Origin of the sequence: Polynucleobacter sp. MWH-Svant-W18 (assembly GCF_018687495.1) — a bacterium.
GTDB lineage: Bacteria > Pseudomonadota > Gammaproteobacteria > Burkholderiales > Burkholderiaceae > Polynucleobacter.
In genome coordinates, this window is sequence record NZ_CP061293.1 from 840,348 (window position 1) to 861,033 (window position 20,686).

Annotated in this window: 16 protein-coding genes and 2 tRNA genes; 15 read left to right on the forward strand and 3 right to left on the reverse strand. The window is 46.3% G+C overall.

All coding sequences use genetic code 11. The features are described 5' to 3' along the window. Positions 1-14: 14 nt before the first annotated feature. Positions 15-902, reverse strand: a complete 888-nt coding sequence (locus C2757_RS04405; RefSeq protein WP_251366809.1) for an outer membrane protein assembly factor BamD — start codon at positions 900-902, stop codon at positions 15-17. Between the two features lie 20 nt (positions 903-922). On the opposite strand from C2757_RS04405, the gene C2757_RS04410 reads away from it, so the two are divergent. The 7 genes from C2757_RS04410 (at position 923) to C2757_RS04440 (ending at position 8,535) form a co-directional block, all read left to right on the forward strand. Beyond that, the gene (locus C2757_RS04410) at positions 923-1,963 is read left to right on the forward strand and encodes an RluA family pseudouridine synthase (RefSeq protein ID WP_371817034.1); all 1,041 of its coding nucleotides are present in this window, start codon (positions 923-925) and stop codon (positions 1,961-1,963) included. Further along, a complete protein-coding gene (pgeF, locus tag C2757_RS04415) occupies positions 1,960-2,721 on the forward strand; it encodes a peptidoglycan editing factor PgeF (protein ID WP_215376588.1) in 762 nt (253 codons plus the stop codon). Before C2757_RS04410 ends, pgeF begins: the two co-directional genes overlap by 4 nt. A 108-nt stretch (positions 2,722-2,829) precedes the next feature. Next, complete coding sequence (gene phaC, locus C2757_RS04420) at positions 2,830-4,461, forward strand: class I poly(R)-hydroxyalkanoic acid synthase (protein WP_215376591.1); 1,632 nt, start codon at positions 2,830-2,832, stop codon at positions 4,459-4,461. 41 nt (positions 4,462-4,502) lie between these two features. Beyond that, positions 4,503-5,243 (forward strand): 3-ketoacyl-ACP reductase, encoded by a 741-nt coding sequence (locus C2757_RS04425; RefSeq protein ID WP_215376594.1) that lies wholly within the window; start codon positions 4,503-4,505, stop codon positions 5,241-5,243. 117 nt (positions 5,244-5,360) lie between these two features. Then, positions 5,361-5,921 (forward strand): polyhydroxyalkanoate synthesis repressor PhaR, encoded by a 561-nt coding sequence (gene phaR, locus C2757_RS04430; RefSeq protein WP_215376597.1) that lies wholly within the window; start codon positions 5,361-5,363, stop codon positions 5,919-5,921. Positions 5,922-5,923: 2 nt separating this feature from the next. Continuing rightward, positions 5,924-7,282: a 30S ribosomal protein S12 methylthiotransferase RimO gene (gene rimO, locus C2757_RS04435; RefSeq protein ID WP_215376600.1), complete on the forward strand. Its 1,359-nt coding sequence runs from the start codon at positions 5,924-5,926 to the stop codon at positions 7,280-7,282. A 68-nt stretch (positions 7,283-7,350) separates the two neighbouring features. Next, positions 7,351-8,535: an acetyl-CoA C-acyltransferase family protein gene (locus tag C2757_RS04440; RefSeq protein ID WP_215376603.1), complete on the forward strand. Its 1,185-nt coding sequence runs from the start codon at positions 7,351-7,353 to the stop codon at positions 8,533-8,535. Here the strand turns inward: C2757_RS04440 and serB are convergent, their stop codons facing one another. Together serB and mfd are read right to left on the reverse strand one after the other, a co-directional pair. Further along, the gene (serB, locus tag C2757_RS04445) at positions 8,536-9,426 is read right to left on the reverse strand and encodes a phosphoserine phosphatase SerB (RefSeq protein ID WP_251366797.1); all 891 of its coding nucleotides are present in this window, start codon (positions 9,424-9,426) and stop codon (positions 8,536-8,538) included. It abuts the gene before it with no gap. Positions 9,427-9,437: 11 nt separating this feature from the next. Beyond that, positions 9,438-12,980: a transcription-repair coupling factor gene (mfd, locus tag C2757_RS04450; RefSeq protein ID WP_215376605.1), complete on the reverse strand. Its 3,543-nt coding sequence runs from the start codon at positions 12,978-12,980 to the stop codon at positions 9,438-9,440. A gap of 23 nt (positions 12,981-13,003) precedes the next feature. Here mfd and ispD point away from each other — a divergent pair, with 23 nt between their 5' ends. The 8 genes from ispD to C2757_RS04490 all read left to right on the forward strand — a co-directional run bounded on the left by ispD (position 13,004) and on the right by C2757_RS04490 (position 20,673). Continuing rightward, a complete protein-coding gene (ispD, locus tag C2757_RS04455) occupies positions 13,004-13,753 on the forward strand; it encodes a 2-C-methyl-D-erythritol 4-phosphate cytidylyltransferase (protein ID WP_215376608.1) in 750 nt (249 codons plus the stop codon). 17 nt (positions 13,754-13,770) lie between these two features. Beyond that, a complete protein-coding gene (gene ispF / locus C2757_RS04460; RefSeq protein ID WP_215376611.1) occupies positions 13,771-14,274 on the forward strand; it encodes a 2-C-methyl-D-erythritol 2,4-cyclodiphosphate synthase in 504 nt (167 codons plus the stop codon). A gap of 79 nt (positions 14,275-14,353) precedes the next feature. Continuing rightward, a tRNA-Leu gene (locus C2757_RS04465) sits at positions 14,354-14,440 on the forward strand. Positions 14,441-14,502: 62 nt separating this feature from the next. Next, positions 14,503-15,834 (forward strand): trigger factor, encoded by a 1,332-nt coding sequence (gene tig / locus C2757_RS04470; protein ID WP_215376614.1) that lies wholly within the window; start codon positions 14,503-14,505, stop codon positions 15,832-15,834. Positions 15,835-15,871: 37 nt separating this feature from the next. Then, the gene (clpP, locus tag C2757_RS04475; RefSeq protein ID WP_215376617.1) at positions 15,872-16,501 is read left to right on the forward strand and encodes an ATP-dependent Clp endopeptidase proteolytic subunit ClpP; all 630 of its coding nucleotides are present in this window, start codon (positions 15,872-15,874) and stop codon (positions 16,499-16,501) included. A 17-nt stretch (positions 16,502-16,518) separates the two neighbouring features. Continuing rightward, a complete protein-coding gene (clpX, locus tag C2757_RS04480; RefSeq protein WP_215376620.1) occupies positions 16,519-17,880 on the forward strand; it encodes an ATP-dependent Clp protease ATP-binding subunit ClpX in 1,362 nt (453 codons plus the stop codon). A 178-nt stretch (positions 17,881-18,058) separates the two neighbouring features. Continuing rightward, positions 18,059-20,491 carry an endopeptidase La gene (gene lon, locus C2757_RS04485; protein ID WP_215376623.1) on the forward strand — a complete coding sequence of 811 codons (2,433 nt, stop codon included), beginning with the start codon at positions 18,059-18,061 and terminating at the stop codon, positions 20,489-20,491. Positions 20,492-20,597: 106 nt separating this feature from the next. Beyond that, positions 20,598-20,673 (forward strand) — tRNA-Val (locus C2757_RS04490). The last annotated feature ends 13 nt before the right edge of the window (positions 20,674-20,686 follow it).

Here is a 20,686-nt window from a genome sequence, read left to right on the forward strand (position 1 = left end):
GATGAGTAACTGTGTTACTTATTCCAGAACTGCCACCATCTGCGTTCTTTCTTGACACGCTGTCCAGTCTCTAGCATTTGGCTATCTGGGAAGTTGAGCTTAAAGACTCGGAGAGTGTCGTTGGCCAAATCCGTCATGCCCAATTTTTCATAGGACTTGTACAAAATATAGAGGGCTTCTTCAACTGCTGGTGCACGATCGTAATCACGGATAACGAGCTGCGCACGGTTCGCTGAAGCTAGATAAGCCCCGCGTTGATAGTAGTAGCGTGCCACGATGACATCAGCCTCAGCCAGTGAATTCACAATGTAGCGCATCCGATCTAAGGAGTCAGGAGCGTATTTACTATCTGGGAAGCGCTCCACTACTACCTTAAAGGATTCAAAGGCATCTTTAGCGGCTTGCGGGTCACGCTCACTTAAGTCTTGGCCAGTAAATTTACCCAGCCAGCCCAAGTCATCGTTAAAGGTAATCAAGCCTTTAAGGTAATAGGCGTAATCTAAATTGGGACTGCCTTGATGCAATTTAATAAAGCGATCGATGGCTACCAATGCTTGAGCTTGCTCTTGTGCTTTCCAATAGCAATAAGCAGCATTGATTTGCGCTTGTTGCGAGTAAGGACCAAATGGGAAACGGGCTTCGAGCTTATCGAAGTATTTACCGCATTTAGCAAAGTCGGCTTCGTTTAATTTATCGGTCGCTTCAGAGTAGAGCTTGGTTTCTGACCAGATATCGGTATCGTCTTTTTGGCCATCGCTCCCAGCACAGCCAGTGAGCAGCACTAATACAGCGATCGCAGCGAAAAGGAGGGCGCCCAGACTAAAACGGGGAAAAGTCGCTTGCTTTTTTAGAATTGATGGACCAGCAAGCCTTAAACTGGCATCTGATAGTGCGTCGGACAAAACTGAAAGGCTCTTTAAGCGTGGCATTGCCGCAAACTCCTAATTCGAATCCTGTCGATTATATCGATGAAGAGGATTTCATATCCCTAGAAATACCTTTGGAGATGGCGGGTGAACGCCTTGACAAGGTTTTGGCAGGGTCTTTACCGGATTACTCCCGTAATCGTCTCAAGTCTTGGGTCGAGGCAGGGGCAGTCATGGTTGATGGAAAAGTCACAAAAGCCCGGTATTTACTGCGCGGAGGTGAAAGCATCAAGGTATTTCCTCAAGAAATGCCTGAGCAATTTGCTTTCAGCCCAGAAAATATCCCACTAGACGTCGTTTATGAAGATGAGTCGATCATTGTGATCAATAAGCCACCTGGTCTTGTGGTCCATCCTGCAGCTGGCAATTGGACCGGAACGCTACTAAATGGACTCTTATTTCGTTATCCAGAACTAAAGACCTTGCCTAGAGCTGGCATTGTCCATCGTTTAGATAAAGACACTTCAGGATTAATGGTGGTCGCGCGGACTGCCTTGGCCCAAACTTCATTAGTTAGGCAGCTTCAGGAAAGAACGGTTGGGCGTCGCTATTTGGCTTGGGTATGGGGGGATGCTCCAAGTCAGGGCAAAGTCTTAGCTTCCGTAGGTAGAGATCAGCGTGATCGCCTCAGAATGGCGGCAGGGAGTGCACAGGGAAAACCGGCAGCTACGCTATACCGTCGTCTTGCAAAAGGGCTTTTTCAGGAACAGCCAGTGGCACTGCTGGAGTGCCGCTTAGAAACAGGCCGCACCCATCAAATCCGAGTCCACTTGGAATCTTTAGGTTTCCCATTGCTAGGTGATCCCGTTTATCGTAAAAAGACACCTGGAGCTGCTAAGTTATTGACATTTGAGCGACAGGCCTTACATGCTTTTGCTTTGAGTTTGCAGCACCCCGTATCACTAGAGTGGATGACTTGGTTTCGAATGCCCCCTCAAGATTTAATGGATTTGTTGCCGCAAGTCACCATGAGTACAGATGATTTGCCTAAAGAAGAAGCTTTACTCGCATCTTTGCAGAACGAACACAAAGCATGAGTTTTATCAAACCACAATGGCCAGCACCAGCCAATATTCAAACACTAGTAAGCACCAGAAGTGGTGGCATTAGTAATGCGCCCTATGAAACCCTCAATTTGGGTACGCATGTTGGGGATCAGCCCGCAAGAGTGTTGGGGAATCGTCAAATCCTCAGAAAGCATTTACCCCAAGAGCCACTTTGGTTAAATCAAACTCATAGCACCGCAGTCAGTACACCCAGTAGTCGAGCTCAATCACCTAATCAGCCTTTTGAGGCGGATGCCGCAGTAACGAATATTCCGGATGAAGTGCTGGTGATTATGACGGCTGACTGCTTACCTGTTTTGTTCACGAATGCGAATGGATCCATGATTGGTGCTGCTCACGCAGGCTGGCGAGGCTTGCTAGAAGGCGTCTTAGAAGAAACCGTTGGCGCAATGCTCAATCTTGAAATGGGTTCTCGCCCTCAAGATTTAGTGGCATGGCTGGGACCTGCAATTGGCCCTGAATCCTTTGAAGTGGGAGTAGAGGTGCTTGAGCGCTTTCAGTCAACTGGGCTACATGATGTCACCCAGTCTTTTATGCCAATTGAAAATAAGCCTGATCAGTATTTGGCGAACATCTATCAACTGGCACGAGATCGTCTAGAAGCTTTAGGTGTGAACGCAATCTTTGGCGGTGATTTATGCACCGTGAAGGACCAGGAACGTTTTTTCTCTTATCGCCGGGATGGAGTAACAGGTCGTTTTGCATCCCTGATCTGGATTACTCAATAAGCAATGTCTTCGGGTAATCACTAGCATATTCTGAAGGCTAGGGTTATTGCGTATAACGTTATCAGCACTATAGCTCGAGAATGTCCTTAATTAATTGAAGAGACTACTATGTTTGCAGGCATGAATACGGGTGCAACGCCATCTTTGGCGGCGCACCATATGGCACTGATTCCTCAAGAGCGTTTAGCGGAAATCCAAAAGGAATATTTCGCAGAACTAGCGCATATCGCTACCAATCCAGAAGCCATCGAAGTCAAAGACCGGCGTTTTGCTGGGAAAGCTTGGCATACTTCTTGGAGCAAGGTGATTGCAGCTACTTACTTGCTCAATTCAAAGCATTTGTTGTCTTTGGCAAAAGCGGTAGAAACCGATGAAAAGACAAAGCAGAAGATTTTGTTCACCACTGAACAGATGATTGATGCACTCTCACCATCAAACTTTATTGCAACAAACCCAGAAGTTCTTGAAAACATTATTAGCACCCAAGGACAATCCATCCAAAAAGGGATTGTGAATTTGCTGGCTGATATGAAAAAGGGTAAGGTCTCACAAACCGATGAAAGCGCTTTTGAAGTTGGTAAAAATATTGCGACAACGGAAGGCTACGTAGTCTTCCGGAACGAGTTGTTCGAGCTCATTCAGTACACGCCACTGACAGATACAGTCTTCGAGCGCCCCTATTTAATGGTGCCCCCTTGTATTAATAAGTATTACATTTTGGATTTGCAACCAGACAATTCTGTAGTGCGTCATATGGTTGCCCAAGGCCATACTGTGTTCTTGGTTTCTTGGAAGAATCCCGATGCATCCATGGCGCAGGTTAGCTGGGAAGATTATGTTGGTGATGGCGTCATTAAAGCGATTGAGGTAGTTCAAGAAATCAGCAAAGCAAAGCAAATTAATCTTTTAGGATTCTGTGTAGGCGGGACTCTCACTGCCTCTGCTCTTGCTGTGCTGGCAGCACGCAATGAACATCCAGCGGCAAGCCTTACCTTATTCACGACTTTATTAGACTTCACTAATACCGGTATCTTAGATGTCTTCATCGATGAAGGCATGGTCGAGATGCGTGAAAACACTATTGGTGGAAAAAACGGTAAGTGCGGCATGATGTCCGGCCTAGACCTCGGTAATACGTTTTCATTCTTACGCCCCAATGATTTGGTTTGGAACTATGTAGTCGAAAATTATCTGAAGGGTAATTCTCCTCCGCCATTTGATTTGCTTTACTGGAACGGTGACTCAACCAATCTTCCTGGCAATATGTACTGCTGGTACCTACGCCATACCTATTTACAGAATGACTTGGTCAAACCAGGAAAGCTCACGCTTTGTGGGGAAAAGATTGACCTTGGCAAAATAAAATGTCCAGCCTATTTATATGCCTCTCATGAAGACCATATCGTTCCTTGGCAATCGGCTTATGAGTCTACAAAGATTCTGAAAGGTAAAAATCGTTTCGTGCTGGGTGCCTCAGGACACATTGCTGGAGTGATTAATCCGCCAGCAAAGAACAAGCGTTATTACTTTGAAAATAATAAGCTTGCGGAAACCGCAGAAGCTTGGCTTGAAGGCGCAAAACAAATACCAGGCAGTTGGTGGCCTAACTACACCAAATGGCTTGAGCAATTTGGTGGAGAGCGCAAACCAGCCAGTACGACATTTGGTAGCGCGAAATACAAAAAGTTGGAAGCAGCGCCTGGCGTATACGTGAAAGAAAAAGCAGCGCCAGGAATTTAATTACAGATACAACTAACGAAGCTTATTTAAAGGGGAAACGAATGTCTCAAAAAGTCGCATACGTAACTGGTGGTATGGGTGGTATCGGTACCGCTATTTGCCAACGCTTGGCAAAAGATGGCTTCAAGGTGATCGCTGGCTGTGGTCCGAACTCACCGCGCAAGGATCGTTGGATTGGAGAGCAAAAGGCTTTGGGTTATGACTTTATTGCTTCCGAAGGCAATGTTTCTGATTGGGACAGTACTGTTGCGGCCTTTGAGAAGGTGAAAGCTGAAGTTGGACGTGTAGATGTACTGGTGAATAACGCTGGTATTACTCGCGACAGTGTATTTCGCAAAATGACTCCAGATGCTTGGAAGGCTGTGATCGACACTAACTTAAATTCCTTATTTAATGTCACCAAGCAGGTAATTGACGGTATGGTGGATAACAACTGGGGCCGCATCATCAATATTTCCTCTGTGAATGGTCAAAAAGGTCAGTTCGGTCAAGCAAACTATTCCACTGCAAAAGCCGGTTTGCACGGCTTTACGATGGCATTAGCTCAAGAAGTGGCCACCAAGGGCGTGACGGTGAACACGGTTTCTCCTGGCTACATCGGTACGGATATGGTGAGAGCGATTCGAGAGGATGTGCTTGAAAAGATTGTTGCTGGTATACCTGTGAAACGTTTGGGTACACCCGAAGAGATCGCTTCTATTTGTTGTTGGATTGCCTCCGAAGATGGTGGCTATGCAACTGGAGCTGACTTCTCGTTAAACGGTGGTATCCATACGGGTTAATGCTGCACCGCAATATTTGCTGGGTACATGAAACACGCGACACAACGTATTTACCTTTCTAGCAAACTAGAGATAAACTACGTTGATGTTGCGTTGCAGTAAAGAGTAAGGAAAATAATGGTTACCCGTACAAAGCGAGCCGGTCAAGATCGACTCATCAAGAAGTATCCGAATCGTCGTCTGTATGACACGCAAACAAGCACCTATGTGACTCTGTCTGACATCAAAGGCTTAGTCATGGCCAATGAAGTCTTTAAGGTGGTTGATGCAAAGACCGATGAGGATTTGACACGCAACATCTTGCTCCAAATTATTCTTGAGGAAGAGGCTGGCGGTGCCCCAGTATTTTCCTCCCAAATGCTTTCTCAAATCATTCGCTTCTATGGCAACTCCATGCAGGGCTTGATGGGTAACTATCTTGAGAAGACCATGCAATCTTTTGTTGATATCCACAATAAATTGGGCGATCAAACAAAGGGTCTTGGTGCTGGCAGCACACCAGAAGCTTGGTCACAAATGCTGAATCTTCAAAATCCTCTCATGCAAGGCTTGATGGGAAATTACATGGAGCAAAGCAAGGACCTATTTGTGAAGATGCAAGAGCAGATGCAAGGCTCACATAATATGTTCGGCTCATTTCCATTTACACCGCAGCCCAATAAAACCGACAAAGAGTAGTTGTGGCTGGAAAAATCGGATTTGTCTCCTTAGGGTGCCCTAAGGCCTTAGTAGATTCCGAACTCATTCTCACGCAATTGAGTGCGGAAGGTTACGAAACTGCAAAAGATTATTCTGGCGCAGATTTGGTTGTGGTGAACACTTGTGGCTTTATCGACTCCGCTGTAGAAGAAAGCCTCTCAGCCATTGGTGAGGCACTCGCTGAAAATGGCAAGGTGATTGTGACGGGTTGTTTAGGTGCTCGCAAGAATGCTGATGGTAGCGACCTCATTCAAAGCATTCATCCCAAAGTACTCGCCGTTACAGGCCCACATGCTACTGATGAAGTCATGCAAGCAATTCACTTGCACTTGCCTAAACCTCACGACCCCTTTACTGATTTGCTGCCGCCCACGGGTGTCAAACTGACGCCTAAGCATTACGCTTATCTGAAAATTTCTGAGGGTTGCAACCATCGCTGTACTTTCTGCATTATTCCAAACATGCGGGGTGATCTTGTATCTCGGCCTATTGGTGAAGTCTTATTAGAGGCAAAACGATTATTTGAGTCTGGTGTAAAAGAGCTATTAGTCGTATCTCAAGACACTAGTGCTTATGGCGTAGACATCCAATACCGTACTGGGTTTTGGGATGGCAAGCCTGTGAAGACTCGGATGTTTGATTTGGTAAATGCCTTAAATCAAATCGCCCGCGAGCATCAAGCATGGGTGAGGTTGCACTATGTCTATCCCTATCCTCATGTCGATGACATCCTGCCTTTGATGGCTGAGTTTTCTGAGTATGGTTATGGGGTCTTGCCTTATTTGGATATTCCCCTGCAGCATGCACATCCAGACGTTCTCAAAAGAATGAAACGTCCTGCCAGTGGTGAAAAAAATCTTGAGCGGATTTTGGCTTGGCGTGCCGCCTGTCCAGACTTAGTCATCCGCAGTACTTTTATTGCCGGTTTTCCGGGTGAGACTCAAGAAGAGTTTGAATATTTACTCAACTTTTTAGATGAAGCGCAAATTGATCGAGCAGGTTGCTTTGCCTACTCACCAGTTGAGGGTGCCACCGCAAATCAATTAGAGAGCCCCGTTCCTGAGCAGTTACGTGAAGAACGCCGTGCTCAATTTATGGCAAAAGCTGAAGAAATCTCGATTAAACGATTATCCAAAAAGGTTGGAAAACGCATTCAGGTTTTGATCGATAAAGTAGATGAGTCCGGCGGAATTGGCAGAAGCATTGGGGATGCCCCCGAAATTGATGGTTTAGTGCGGGTTTTACTCCCAAATAAGCCTTCAAAACGCTATCGAACTGGAGAAATCATCCGTGCAACGGTGATTGGCTCCCAAGGGCATGACCTAATAGCCGAAACTTGACTTATGCAATAAAAATGGAAGTCGTATGATTAAACAGGCCTAATTTGGGCTTAGCTAAGGGGATTGATATGAGTCGTGATGTCGTTGTCTTAAGTGCAGTTCGTTCCGCAATTGGTACCTTTAATGGGTCCCTCAGTAGCTTTGAGCCTTCTGAGCTTGGTGGCATTGTCATGAAAGAAGCGGTGGCTCGCTCAGGTGTAGATCCTGCGCTGATTAATTATGTGACTGTTGGCAATACGATCCCAACAGATAGCCGTTATGCCTATGTAGCACGCGTTGCTGCAATTCAGGCTGGCTTGCCAATGGAATCTGTAGCAATGGCTTTGAATCGTTTGTGTAGCTCTGGTTTGCAAGCCATTGTGACAACTGCACAGCAAATCATGCTCGGTGATTGTGATTATGGTGTCGGCGGTGGCGTTGAAGTAATGTCACGCGGCATGTATGGATCTCCTGCAATGCGCAGTGGTGCACGTATGGGCGATACCAAAATGATTGACTTAATGGTGGGCGTGTTGACTGACCCATTTGGTGTTGGTCACATGGGAGTTACTGCGGAAAACTTGGTTGAGAAGTGGAAGTTAACCCGTGAAGAGCAAGATGCTTTAGCGGTTGAGTCACATCGCCGCGCTGCTAATGCGATTAAGGAAGGTCGCTTTAAGTCACAAATCGTTCCAATTACCGTCAAGACTCGTAAGGGCGATGTGGTGTTTGATACGGATGAGCATTGCAAGCCAGATACCACCATGGAAACTTTGGGCAAGATGAAAGCCGTTTTCAAAAAAGAGGGCGGCTCAGTGACTGCAGGTAACGCCTCTGGTATTAATGATGGCGCAGCATTCTTTGTATTGGCTGATGCAGAAACTGCGAAGAAGGCTGGTCATAAACCAATCGCTCGCTTAGTTTCATACGCAGTAGCTGGTGTACCGAATCACATCATGGGCGAAGGTCCAATTCCTGCGACTAAATTGGCTTTAGAACGTGCTGGCTTGAAGTTGGAACAAATGGATGTGATTGAGTCTAACGAAGCCTTTGCTGCACAAGCCTTAGCAGTGACTAAAGGTTTGGGTTTAGATCCAGCAAAAACCAACGTGAATGGTGGTGCAATTGCTTTGGGCCATCCAATTGGATGCTCAGGTGCTGCGATTGCAACTAAAGCCGTGCACGAACTCCAACGCGTTCAAGGTAAATACGCTTTGGTAACAATGTGTATTGGTGGCGGACAAGGTATTGCAACTATTTTTGAGCGCCTCTAACTAGAACAGCATTAAGGCAGCATCCAAGCCGACGTGGTCAAAAGCTGCGTCGGCTTTTTCTTTCACGATTGGTTTTGCTTGGTAGGCAACGCTAATCCCTGAACCATTCATCATCAATAAATCATTGGCTCCATCGCCCATGGCAATCGCATTGGCTTTAGAGCATCCTAATTCAAGACAGGCTTGATCGAGATAGGCTGCTTTTGCGGCACCATCCACAATCTCGCCCAGCACTTTGCCGGTTAACTTGCCATCAATGATTTCTAGAGTGTTGGCTTGAGCTTGGTGAAAACCAAGTTGCTTGCGTAATTTTTCTGTGAAAAAGGTAAATCCACCAGAAACGAGCAAGGTATAGAGCCCGCGCGCATTAGCACCAGTCAGAAGCTCGGTAGCGCCAGGATTGGCCTGCAATCTTTCGCGATAAACAGCCTCAAGGCAATCAGCTGATACACCTTCAAGCAGACCAACACGTCGACGCAAACTTTCTTTAAAGTCTTTAATTTCACCGCGCATCGTCGCTTCAGTGATTTGCGCTACTGCAGATTTTTTGCCGGTAAAGTCTGCGATTTCATCAATACACTCAATATTGATGAGTGTGGAATCCATATCCATTGCAAGCACTTGAATATCAGCAGGGTACTTACTTAAAAAACATAGATCCGTATTAAATCTTGCTGCAATGCTGCGCAGCGCTTCTCTTTGTGGAACTTCCAGGAGATCCCGGCATTCCCAGCGCTCCATAAAATAGGGGCCACTGGAAATCTCTCCACCCAAGGTATGAAAGCTTTTGCCATATTGAATGGCCTGGTCTTTGATTTCAAAGACCAGCTTCTCCGCAATGGGGGCTCTTGAGAGGGCTACGATTGTGAGCTGAGGCATAGCATCAATCATAATAGGGAATGCTAAGAGGCTTTCGCAGGGCTGAGCATGGCAGATTCATTTAGGCGACGCAGTACTAGGCGAATAGCATCTAAGCGCTGCTCCAGCTTTTCAAATTCTCGATCTTTTTGAGGCAGGATCTTCAGCTTATCTTGCCCGTTGAGCTGAATATGCTTCGAACTCTGAATTAATTGAATAATTTTGAGTGGATCAATTGGCGGATTTGGAATGAATTGAATCTGAATGGAGACCGAAGAGGCATCAATCTTCTTAATACCAAAGCCCGCCATTTCGAGGCGCAGGCGATGGGTCTCATAGAAAGATTTCGCTTGATCTGGCAAGTCGCCGAAACGATCAACCAATTCTTCCCGTAAGCCCATTAATTCTGAAAAGTCATTGCATCCCGCAAAGCGTTTGTAGAGTGAGAGTCGTTCATGTACGTCAGGGCAATAATCCTCCGGAAGGAGTGCGGGGACGCCCAAATTCACATCGGTCGTTGCTTGGAGAGGCGAGAGCAAATCTGGCTCTTTGCCGCTGCGTAGTGCTTTGACTGCGCGATTAAGCATTTCCGTATATAACTGAAATCCAATTTCATGGATCTCACCAGATTGTTTATCGCCCAATACCTCTCCAGCACCACGAATCTCTAAATCGTGCATCGCCAAGTAAAAACCAGAGCCCAGTTCTTCCATGGCTTGAATCGCGTTTAAGCGCAATTGAGCTTGCTTGCTTAAGGCCTGAGGATCTGGAACGAGGAGATAAGCGTACGCTTGGTGATGGGAGCGTCCAACCCGTCCGCGTAATTGATGGAGCTGTGCCAGACCAAATTTATCGGCACGATGCATGATGATCGTATTAGCAGTTGGTACATCAATACCGGTTTCAATAATCGTCGTGCAGAGCAAGATATTTGTCCGTTGTGTAACAAAATCACGCATGACAGATTCCAACTCGCGTTCATGCATTTGGCCATGGGCAACGCTAATGCGGGCCTCGGGTATCAGTTCTTGAAGTGCATGTTTACGGTTCTGAATGGTTTCTACTTCATTGTGTAGAAAATAGACTTGGCCGCCACGTTTGATTTCTCGCAACACGGCTTCTCGGATCACGCCGTCACCTTCGCGTCGTACAAAGGTCTTAATAGCAAGGCGCTTCTGTGGCGCTGTGGCGATGATGGAGAACTCGCGTAAGCCCTCCATGGCCATGCCGAGGGTTCTGGGGATTGGCGTAGCGGTAAGAGTAAGGATATCAACTTCCGCTCTTAGTGCCTTCAAGGCATCTTTTTGACGAACACCAAAGCGATGTTCTTCATCAACAATAACTAAGCCCAGATTGGCGAACTGAGTTTCTTTAGATAGTAATTTATGGGTGCCGATAATAATATCAGCCTCACCTTTAGCGATTGCTTCAAGAGCAGCATTGATTTCTTTGCTCGTTTTAAAGCGTGAGAGCTCAACGATGCGAACGGGCCAATCGGCAAAGCGATCTTTCCAGGTGGCGACGTGTTGTTCAGCCAGCAAGGTGGTAGGAGCCAAAATAGCGACTTGTTTGCCACCCATTACCGCAACAAAACTTGCTCTCAACGCAACTTCTGTTTTGCCAAAGCCAACGTCGCCACAGACCAAGCGATCCATTGGCGTACCACTAGTCATATCGCCAATAACTGCTGCAATAGCATTCGCTTGATCCGGCGTTTCTTCGAAGCCAAAGCTTTCCGCAAAAGCAGCGTAATCATGCGCTGAAAATTCAAAGGCATGACCTTTCCGAATTGCGCGTGCTGCATAGAGACCCAATAGCTCTGCAGCTGTATCGCGAATCTGTTGAGCAGCCTTGCGTTTGGCTTTATCCCACTGGCCCGATCCTAGCTGATGCAATGGGGCAGAATCAGGGTCTGAACCTGCATAGCGTGTCACCATTTGTAATTGCTGCACGGGAACGTATAAGGTTGCATCCCCGGCATATTGAAGATGTAAAAACTCTTCAAATATCGGCTCTTCCTTAGGTGGAGCCAAATTCAGAAGCACTAAACCTTGATAACGGCCAATGCCATGTTCGGCATGTACAACTGGATCCCCGATCTTTAGTTCCGAGAGGTCCTTAAAGAGCATGTCGGGATCGGTATTCTCTGTCCCTTTAGTTTTGCGTCTTTGCCGAGCCGTTGAGGTAAATAATTCTGCCTCGGTAACGATAATGAGATTATGGGCGGGCCAAGCAAAACCATTAAATAGGGGTGCTGTTGTCAGGCCAAAGCGAGAGTCACTCTTAATGAAATCAGCAATGCTCTCAAAATTGGCTGGCTTTAATGGATAAAGCGCTTTGCCATCTTGGCCGGTAACAAAATTGCTTTCTTCTAGCAATTGGCGAATGGATTCTTTGCGTCCAGCACTATCAGTGCAAATGAGAAGGCGGTAGCTTGTATTGGCGAGCAAAGAACGCAAGCGTGACAATGGATCGGCATCTCGCCTGTGGACTGCAATATCGGGGACGGGTAAAAATTCCGAGCTATCAGAGAATTCTTTTTCTAAAGCTAAACGGGCATGGGGTTTAATGCTGGTAAAGAACTCATCGACGTTGAGAAATAGTTCTTGAGGCGGAAGAACTGGTCGATCCAGATCATGCTTAAGAAATTCGTAGCGTGAGAGCGTGTCTTTCCAAAAACTCCGAATGGATTCTTCAATATCGCCTGTGCTCACAATCCAAACAGGATCACCCGATCTAGGGAAATAATCGAAGACACTTGACTGTTCTGAAAAGAACATCGGCAGGTATGACTCAATACCGGCGCTAGGTATGCCAAGATTGGCATCTTTATAAATAGAACATCGGGTGGGATCGCCTTCAAAAACTTCTCGCCACCGACCCCTAAAAGCAGTGCGTGCTTCATCATTGAATGGAAATTCATGACCCGGGAGGAGGCGTACCTCTTTCACTGGGTAAAGGCTGCGCTGCGTATCCGGATCAAATGACCGAATTTGTTCTATCTCATCACCAAATAAATCTAGGCGGTAGGGCAGGCTAGACCCCATAGGAAACAAATCAATTAAGCCGCCGCGAATGCTGTATTCACCGGGGCGCATGACAGCACTCACGGGGTCATATCCTGCTTGCTGAAGTTGGAGCTTCAGGGCTGCTTCATTAAGCTTATCGCCTTGGCGGAAGAAAAATGTATGTCCGGATAGAAAGCTAGGTGGTCCCAGTCGTTGCAATGCAGTGCTGACAGGTACTAAAACAATATCGCAGCTGCCATTGAGTAATTCATATAGAGTCGCTAATCGTTCAGATACCAAATCTTGGTGTGGTGAAAAATGATCGTAGGGGAGAATTTCCCAATCGGGCAGAAGACGGGTTTTGAGTAAGGGTGCAAAAGCCGGAATCTCTTCGAGCAGTCTTTGGGCCTCTTGCGCTTGAGCACAAAAGATCACCATGACAGAAAAATCTTTACGGTAACGTAGGGCGGTTTCGGCAATGAGGGCTGCATCTGCAGACCCAACCAGCCCTGAAAAGGTAAAGCGCTGCCCAGCCCGTGGAGCGGGTATGGGGGGTACGAGATTTAATGCATCAGACATCTGCGCTCATTATAGAATCAGGCATGAGCTCAGGAAATCAATCTTTGAAGAAATGCCATGCTCTCCTGCCTACTGCGGGAACGGGATCTCGTCTTGGCGGTGAATTGCCTAAGCAATTCCAGGAATTGGCGGGAAAACCGATGCTCGCCTATGCGCTTGATGCATTTCTCCAATCGCCACATATTGAGTCGATTTGGATTGGGGTTTCGCCTGCATTTATCGACAATCCTATTCTGAAGACTTTTAACAGTAGCGCTAAGCCGATCCATTTTTTTCCTACGGGTGGACCGACTAGGCAGGAAACCGTCAGAAATACTCTGGCTGCTTTGCTCAAAAATGGCATTGCAGCCGATGACTGGGTTCTAGTACATGATGCTGCAAGGCCAGGTATTACACCGGCTCTCATTGAGAAATTAATTCTTGCGGTGCAAGCTTCTGACATTGGTGGCTTATTAGCAATGCGTTTGGCTGACACTTTGAAGCAAGCAGATTTAGATTCTGTGATTGCTGGCAACATCCCCCACGTTGAAAAAACGATTCCACGTGAACATCTTTGGCAAGCGCAAACTCCCCAGATGTTTGGTCTTGCCAAGTTGCACTCAGCCCTAGAGAATGCTATTCGATTGGAGGCCGACGTCACAGATGAAGCCAGTGCCATGGAGTTATCTGGTGTGAAGCCTTTCCTAATCGAGGGTGCTACGCGTAACTTTAAGGTTACGCATCCCGCGGATTGGGAATTGATGCAATTGCTATTACGTACTAGTGCTAAGTAAAGATACTAAAGATACCTATGACACAAACTCATTCTCACGTTCCACAATTTCGTATTGGCCAGGGGTATGACGTTCATGCATTGGTGGCAGAACGCAAACTCATTTTGGGTGGTGTTCACGTGCCTTACGAAAAGGGTTTACTAGGGCACTCTGATGCAGACGCATTACTGCATGCACTAACTGATGCATTGTTAGGCGCTGCTGGCTTAAATGACATTGGTCAATTATTTCCCGATACCGATCCAGAGTTCAAAGACATGGATAGTCGAATATTGCTTCGGGCAGCTCTGCAAAAGGTTCAAGCTGCTGGATTCCAAGTCGGTAATGTAGACGCCACCATCATCTGTCAAAAGCCGAAATTGGCTGGATTTTTGCCCGAAATGGTCAGAAATATCGCCGCCGACCTCTTGGTAACACCAAGCCACGTGAATCTAAAAGCCAAAACCAATGAATCCCTGGGCCATTTAGGTAGGGGTGAGGGCATTGCAGTGCATGCCGTAGCTTTGCTCTACAAGGCCTAAAAGCGCCTCAAAACCCCAAGCATTGTAGAATTACTGTCTTTAGAGTGAAGTTTAAGCTTGGCAGTGTTTGCGGATATTCGCGAGGATGGCGAAATTGGTAGACGCACCAGGTTTAGGTCCTGACGCCAGAAATGGTGTGGGGGTTCGAGTCCCCCTCCTCGCACCACAAGATTGCTACTTGGCTTGGACTTCACATATCCTGATTTCAATTAAGAGACGAGAGTAGCTGTGCAGATAGAAAATTTAGGTTCCTTAGACCGCAAAATGACTTTGGAATTCGCGCGCGCCGATTTGGCAAAAGAGCGTGAAGCCCGTTTGGCAAAAGTTGCTAAGACCATGAAGATGGCCGGCTTCCGTCCTGGCAAGGTGCCTAAAAATATCGTTGAGAAACAATATGGCATGCAAGTAGACTTCGAACTTCAGTTCGATAAAGCCTCAGAGTTGTTTTATGAGCAAAGCAAAAAAGAAGGCATCGCATTAGCAGGCCAGCCACGTCTCGAGCCAAAGAGCGAACTAGATGCAGACAAGATTGTGTTTGACGCTTTCTTTGAAGTGTTGCCAGAAGTCAAGTTGGGTGATTTCTCAAAAGCAGAAGTGACTCAATACACGACAGAAATTGGCGATGCTGAAATCGACCGTGCCATTGATGTATTGCGTAAACAGCAGGTTCACTATCACCCACGTGGTGAGGCCGGCCATCATGGCGATGGTGGCGCTAACACTGCTGCACAAAACGGCGATCAGGTGATCATTGATTTTGTTGGCAAGATTGATGGCGTTGAATTTACAGGCGGGAAAGCAGAGAACTTTGAGTATGTATTGGGCGAAGGTCGTATGTTGCCAGAGTTCGAGGCGGCTACTTTAGGTCTCAAAGCAGGCGAGAGCAAATCATTCCCATTAAGTTTTCCTGCCGATTACCACGGTAAAGATGTTGCAGGTAAAACTGCTGAGTTCACTATTACCGTAAAGTCTGTCAATTGGCCGCACATGCCAGTTGTGGATGATGCATTTGCTTTATCCATGGGCGTTACTGAAGGTGGCGTTGCAAAGATGCGCGCTGAAGTAAAAGAGAATTTAGATCGCGAAGTGAAACGTCGCATTACTTCTTTGTTAAAAAATGATGTAATGGAAAAGCTCAATACATTATGTGAGCTTGATGTTCCTAAGTCACTAGTAGCCTCTGAGCAAGAACGTTTGGTTGAGGGTGCTCGTCAAGACCTCATGCAACGTGGCGTACCCAATGCAAAAGATGCTCCAATTCCTGCGGAGTTATTTGCTGAGCAGGCCTTAAAGCGGGTTCGCTTAGGTTTGATTTTGGGTGATTTAGTGAAGAAGCAAAATTTGGCTGCTACTGCAGATCAAATTAAGGCTGAAATCGATGAACAGGCAGCCACTTATGAAGACCCTAAAGAAGTCGTTCGTTGGTTCTACAGCAATCCAAGCCGTCTCAAGGATATTGAGAATTTAGTACTTGAGGACAATGTGATTAAGCATTTCACCTCACTGGCTAAAGTAAACGACAAAGCTGTGACCTTCGAAGAGCTAAGCAAGCTAAACTAAGATCACTATCAATTCATCAAGAAAAGGGCCTTGCGCAATGAGTCAGAACCATTTTCAGTCTGAAGACCTAGAGCCAAAAGGTTTAGGTTTGGTCCCAATGGTGATTGAAACCTCTGGTAGAGGTGAGCGTGCTTACGATATCTATTCTCGACTTTTAAGAGAACGCGTAGTTTTCTTGGTTGGCGAAGTAAACGATCAAACTGCCAACTTGGTGATTGCACAGTTGCTTTTCTTGGAGAGCGAAAATCCTGATAAAGAAATTTCTCTCTACATCAACTCACCTGGTGGTTCAGTGTCTGCTGGTTTAGCCATTTACGACACTATGCAATTCATCAAGCCACATGTCAGCACCTTGTGTATGGGCATGTCTGCAAGTATGGGTGCATTCTTGTTATGTGCTGGCGAAAAAGGGAAGCGCTACGCCTTGCCAAATTCTCGTGTGATGATTCATCAGCCATTAGGTGGTGCACGTGGTCAAGCATCGGATATCGAAATCCAGGCAAGAGAAATTTTGTACCTCCGCGAGCGCCTGAATAAGATCTTGGCCGATCGCACTGGCCAGTCTATCGAAACGATTGCCAAAGACACTGATCGCGATAACTTCATGTCTGCAGACCAAGCTCGTGAATATGGCTTAATCGATAAAGTTATTGATAAGCGTCCTTAAGACAAGTCGAGATCATTTTGAGCGATAACAATACCAACGCCACATCCGAAAAAGTGTTGTATTGCTCTTTCTGCGGCAAAAGTCAGCATGAAGTGAAGAAGCTGATTGCTGGTCCATCTGTTTTCATTTGTGATGAGTGCATCGACCTTTGCACTGACATTATTCAAGAAGAAATTGCTAAGCTGCCAAAAGGAGAGGGCGACGATGCTTTGCCAACTCCCCACCAAATCCGTGAGAATTTGGATCAGTACGTCATTGGTCAGGATCATGCCAAGAAGACTCTAGCAGTGGCGGTTTACAACCACTACAAACGCTTGCAATACCTACCTAAGCCTAAAAAAGAGAAGGTAGATAAAGATGGCAAGCCAGTAGAGACGGCTGACAAGAAAGAATCAAAGTTGCCTGCGAAGGCGATGGTTGATGGTGTGGAGTTAGCCAAAAGTAATATTTTACTTATCGGCCCAACCGGTTCAGGAAAGACGCTTTTAGCGCAGACTCTAGCGCGTATGCTGGATGTTCCATTTGTAATGGCTGATGCAACCACGCTAACTGAAGCTGGCTATGTTGGTGAAGATGTAGAAAATATCATTCAGAAGTTATTGCAAGCGTGTGATTACAACGTTGAAAAAGCGCAGCGCGGTATTGTTTACATTGATGAGATTGATAAGATCTCGCGTAAATCTGACAATCCTTCCATCACACGCGATGTCTCGGGTGAGGGTGTACAGCAAGCACTGCTGAAACTCGTTGAAGGTACTATGGCTTCTGTACCTCCTCAGGGCGGTCGCAAGCATCCCAATCAGGATTTTTTACAGGTTGATACAACTAATATCCTGTTCATTTGTGGTGGCGCATTTGATGGTCTAGAAAAAGTCATTCAACAGCGCACTGCTAAGACTGGAATCGGATTTAATGCTTCAGTTCCCGGCAAAGATGATCGTGGTGTCAGTGATCTGTTAATCGAAGTTGAGCCAGAAGATTTGATTAAATTTGGCTTAATTCCAGAGTTGATTGGCCGTTTGCCGGTAGTGGCAACCTTGGCCCAGTTAGATGAAGAGGCTTTAATTCAAATTCTGACTGAGCCTAAGAATGCGCTGGTCAAACAATATCAAGCCTTACTGACGATGGAAGGGGCTGAGCTAGAGGTTCGTCATGCTGCCCTGGCCGCCATCGCCAAGAAGGCGATTGCCCGTAAAACCGGTGCCCGTGGTCTCAGATCTATCCTTGAGGGCTCCCTCATGGACGTGATGTATGACCTCCCATCTCTGCAAAATGTTCAGAAGGTAGTGATCGATGACAGTAGCATTGCTGAAGGCGGAAAACCCTTGCTAGTCTATAAACAAGATCTAGAACATGCAGATTTGAGCAAAAAAGCCTGATTTCATTGGTTTTTTGTTAATTTAGGGGCATTTTTGCCCCTTTTTTGTACTTTCCCCCCTTGAATTTTTCAAAATGCTACACATATAGGTAGTATGCTACTTATGAATAATGTCTCTATTTAGTGGTTTGTTATATCTAGAGACTTTTGAGGATTGATTACTTTGGAGGATTTGCCTTATGCCTGGCCACTTATTACTACCCTCTGAACCCATTCAACTACCTTTACTCCCTTTGCGGGATGTAGTTGTGTTCCCTCATATGGTGATCCCTTTATTTGTAGGCCGCCCTAAATCGATTAAAGCGCTTGAAGCTGCGATGGAAACTGGCAAGAATGTATTGCTAGTCGCTCAAAAAACTGCCGCTAAGGATGAGCCAGGCATTGAAGACTTGTACGAAGTTGGTTGTATTGCCAACATTTTGCAAATGCTCAAACTTCCTGATGGCACAGTCAAAGTTTTAGTTGAAGGTGTGCAGCGTGCTGAAGTGAGTCAAATTGAAGACAGCATGGGCTACTTCAATTGCGAAGCTACGCCGACTGCCATGGATTCAATCGATGCTCATGAGACAGAGGCTTTGCGCCGTGCCATCATGGCTCAGTTTGATCAATACGTTAAATTAAATAAAAAAGTTCCACAAGAAATATTGTCTTCATTGGGTGGTATCGATGACCCAAGCCGTTTGGCTGATACCATCTGCGCGCATTTGCCAGTCAAGCTAGAGCAGAAACAACGTTTGCTTGAAATGAATGATGTTGTACAGCGCTTGGAAAGTTTACTTGCTGATCTTGAAAGCGAAATTGATATTTTGCAAGTAGAGAAACGTATTCGTGGTCGCGTTAAACGTCAGATGGAAAAGAGTCAGCGCGAGTACTACCTGAACGAGCAAGTCAAAGCTATCCAAAAGGAATTGGGCGAGGGTGAAGAGGGCGCCGATCTTGAGGAGCTGGAGAAGCGTATCAAGAGTGCGCGTATGCCTAAAGAGGCTCTCAAGAAAGCCGAGTCCGAGTTGAAGAAACTGAAGCTGATGTCGCCAATGTCTGCTGAAGCAACGGTGATTCGTAACTTCATTGATACCTTAGTCAATCTTCCTTGGAAGAAAAAAACCAAGATCAATAATGATCTCACCAATGCCGAGAAAGTGTTGGATGAGGATCACTACGGTCTAGATAAAGTCAAAGAACGCATTTTGGAATATCTCGCTGTTCAACAACGAGTAGATCGTGTAAAGGCGCCGATTCTTTGTTTAGTTGGCCCTCCCGGTGTTGGCAAAACCTCTTTAGGTCAATCCATTGCGCGGGCCACCAATCGTAAGTTTGTGCGCATGGCTTTGGGTGGTGTGCGTGACGAGTCTGAGATTCGTGGTCACCGCCGTACCTATATTGGATCCATGCCAGGCAAGATTTTGACTAGCTTGACAAAAGTTGGCGTACGTAATCCTTTGTTCCTGTTGGACGAAGTGGACAAGATGGGTATGGACTTCCGCGGTGATCCTGCCAGTGCATTACTGGAGGTATTGGATCCTGAGCAAAACCACACTTTCCAGGATCACTATGTTGAAGTCGACTTTGATCTCTCGGATGTGATGTTTGTTGCCACTTCAAATTCCTTGAATATTCCCGGCCCACTCCTGGATCGTCTTGAGATTATCCGTTTGGCTGGATATACCGAAGATGAGAAGACTAGTATTGCTGTCAATTATTTAATTCCTAAACAAATCAAAAATAATGGCTTGCAAAAAGGTGAGCTCAAGATTGAAGAGGGTGCGGTCCGCAATATCATTCGCTACTACACCCGTGAGGCTGGTGTTCGCTCTTTAGAAAGAGAAATCAGCAAGATCTGCCGTAAAGTAGTCAAACTCTTGCTCTTGAAGAAAGAGTCTGCACCTGTTGTGGTGAGCGCTGACAATCTTGATAAGTTTTTATCCGTACGCATGTACGACTTTGGTTTGGCTGGTAAAGAGAATCAAGTTGGACAGGTAACTGGTTTGGCTTGGACCGAAGTTGGCGGCGATCTTCTGACAATTGAAGCAGCGGTTATGCCTGGAAAAGGTGTTATTACCCGCACTGGCTCGATCGGTGATGTTATGAAAGAGTCTGTTGAGGCTGCACGCACCGTGGTTCGCTCCAGAGCTAGTCGTTTAGGCATCACGGATGAAGCATTTGAGAAGAAGGATATCCACCTTCACTTCCCTGATGGTGCTACACCAAAAGATGGTCCTTCCGCGGGCATTGCCATTACTACTGCGCTCGTATCAGTCTTTACTGGCATTCCGATTCGCTCTGATGTTGCGATGACCGGTGAGATTACTTTGCGCGGAGAGGTTTTACCAATCGGCGGTCTAAAAGAAAAGCTACTCGCTGCTCATCGTGGTGGTATCAAGCTTGCTTTGATTCCAGAAGAGAACGTCAAGGATCTGATTGATATTCCCGATAACGTCAAGAATGCCATTGAGATTGTTCCAGTGCGTTGGATTGATAAGGTATTGGAGCTTGCCCTCGAGAGAATGCCGCAAGCCTTACCGGAACCAACTCCCGAAGAGCTGGCCAAAAAGGCTTCTGAGGCTAGTAATGTGAAGGAAAAAGCGGCTTCTGCAGAGGTTCTGAAGCACTAATAAAAGAGGGCATTTCCATCATTTTTGGCCGCTTAAAAGGGCTAGATTTGATGGAAAACCGTTATTTTTCGGGCTTTTAAGGTACAATCTCAGCTGTAATATTTTGGGGCGCTTAGCTCAGTTGGTAGAGCGTCTGCCTTACACGCAGAATGTCGGGAGTTCGAGCCTCTCAGCGCCCACCAAAATTTTTACGCA

Coding starts and splice junctions, on each gene's coding strand:
- C2757_RS04425 (WP_215376594.1), top strand. CDS start 4,503: ATGTCTCAAAAAGTCGCATACGTAACTGGTGGTATGGGTGGTATCGGT.
- C2757_RS04440 (WP_215376603.1), top strand. CDS start 7,351: ATGAGTCGTGATGTCGTTGTCTTAAGTGCAGTTCGTTCCGCAATTGGT.
- serB (WP_251366797.1), bottom strand. CDS start 9,426: ATGATTGATGCTATGCCTCAGCTCACAATCGTAGCCCTCTCAAGAGCC.
- lon (WP_215376623.1), top strand. CDS start 18,059: ATGCCTGGCCACTTATTACTACCCTCTGAACCCATTCAACTACCTTTA.
- phaR (WP_215376597.1), top strand. CDS start 5,361: ATGGTTACCCGTACAAAGCGAGCCGGTCAAGATCGACTCATCAAGAAG.
- phaC (WP_215376591.1), top strand. CDS start 2,830: ATGTTTGCAGGCATGAATACGGGTGCAACGCCATCTTTGGCGGCGCAC.
- ispF (WP_215376611.1), top strand. CDS start 13,771: ATGACACAAACTCATTCTCACGTTCCACAATTTCGTATTGGCCAGGGG.
- mfd (WP_215376605.1), bottom strand. CDS start 12,980: ATGTCTGATGCATTAAATCTCGTACCCCCCATACCCGCTCCACGGGCT.
- pgeF (WP_215376588.1), top strand. CDS start 1,960: ATGAGTTTTATCAAACCACAATGGCCAGCACCAGCCAATATTCAAACA.
- clpP (WP_215376617.1), top strand. CDS start 15,872: ATGAGTCAGAACCATTTTCAGTCTGAAGACCTAGAGCCAAAAGGTTTA.
- ispD (WP_215376608.1), top strand. CDS start 13,004: ATGAGCTCAGGAAATCAATCTTTGAAGAAATGCCATGCTCTCCTGCCT.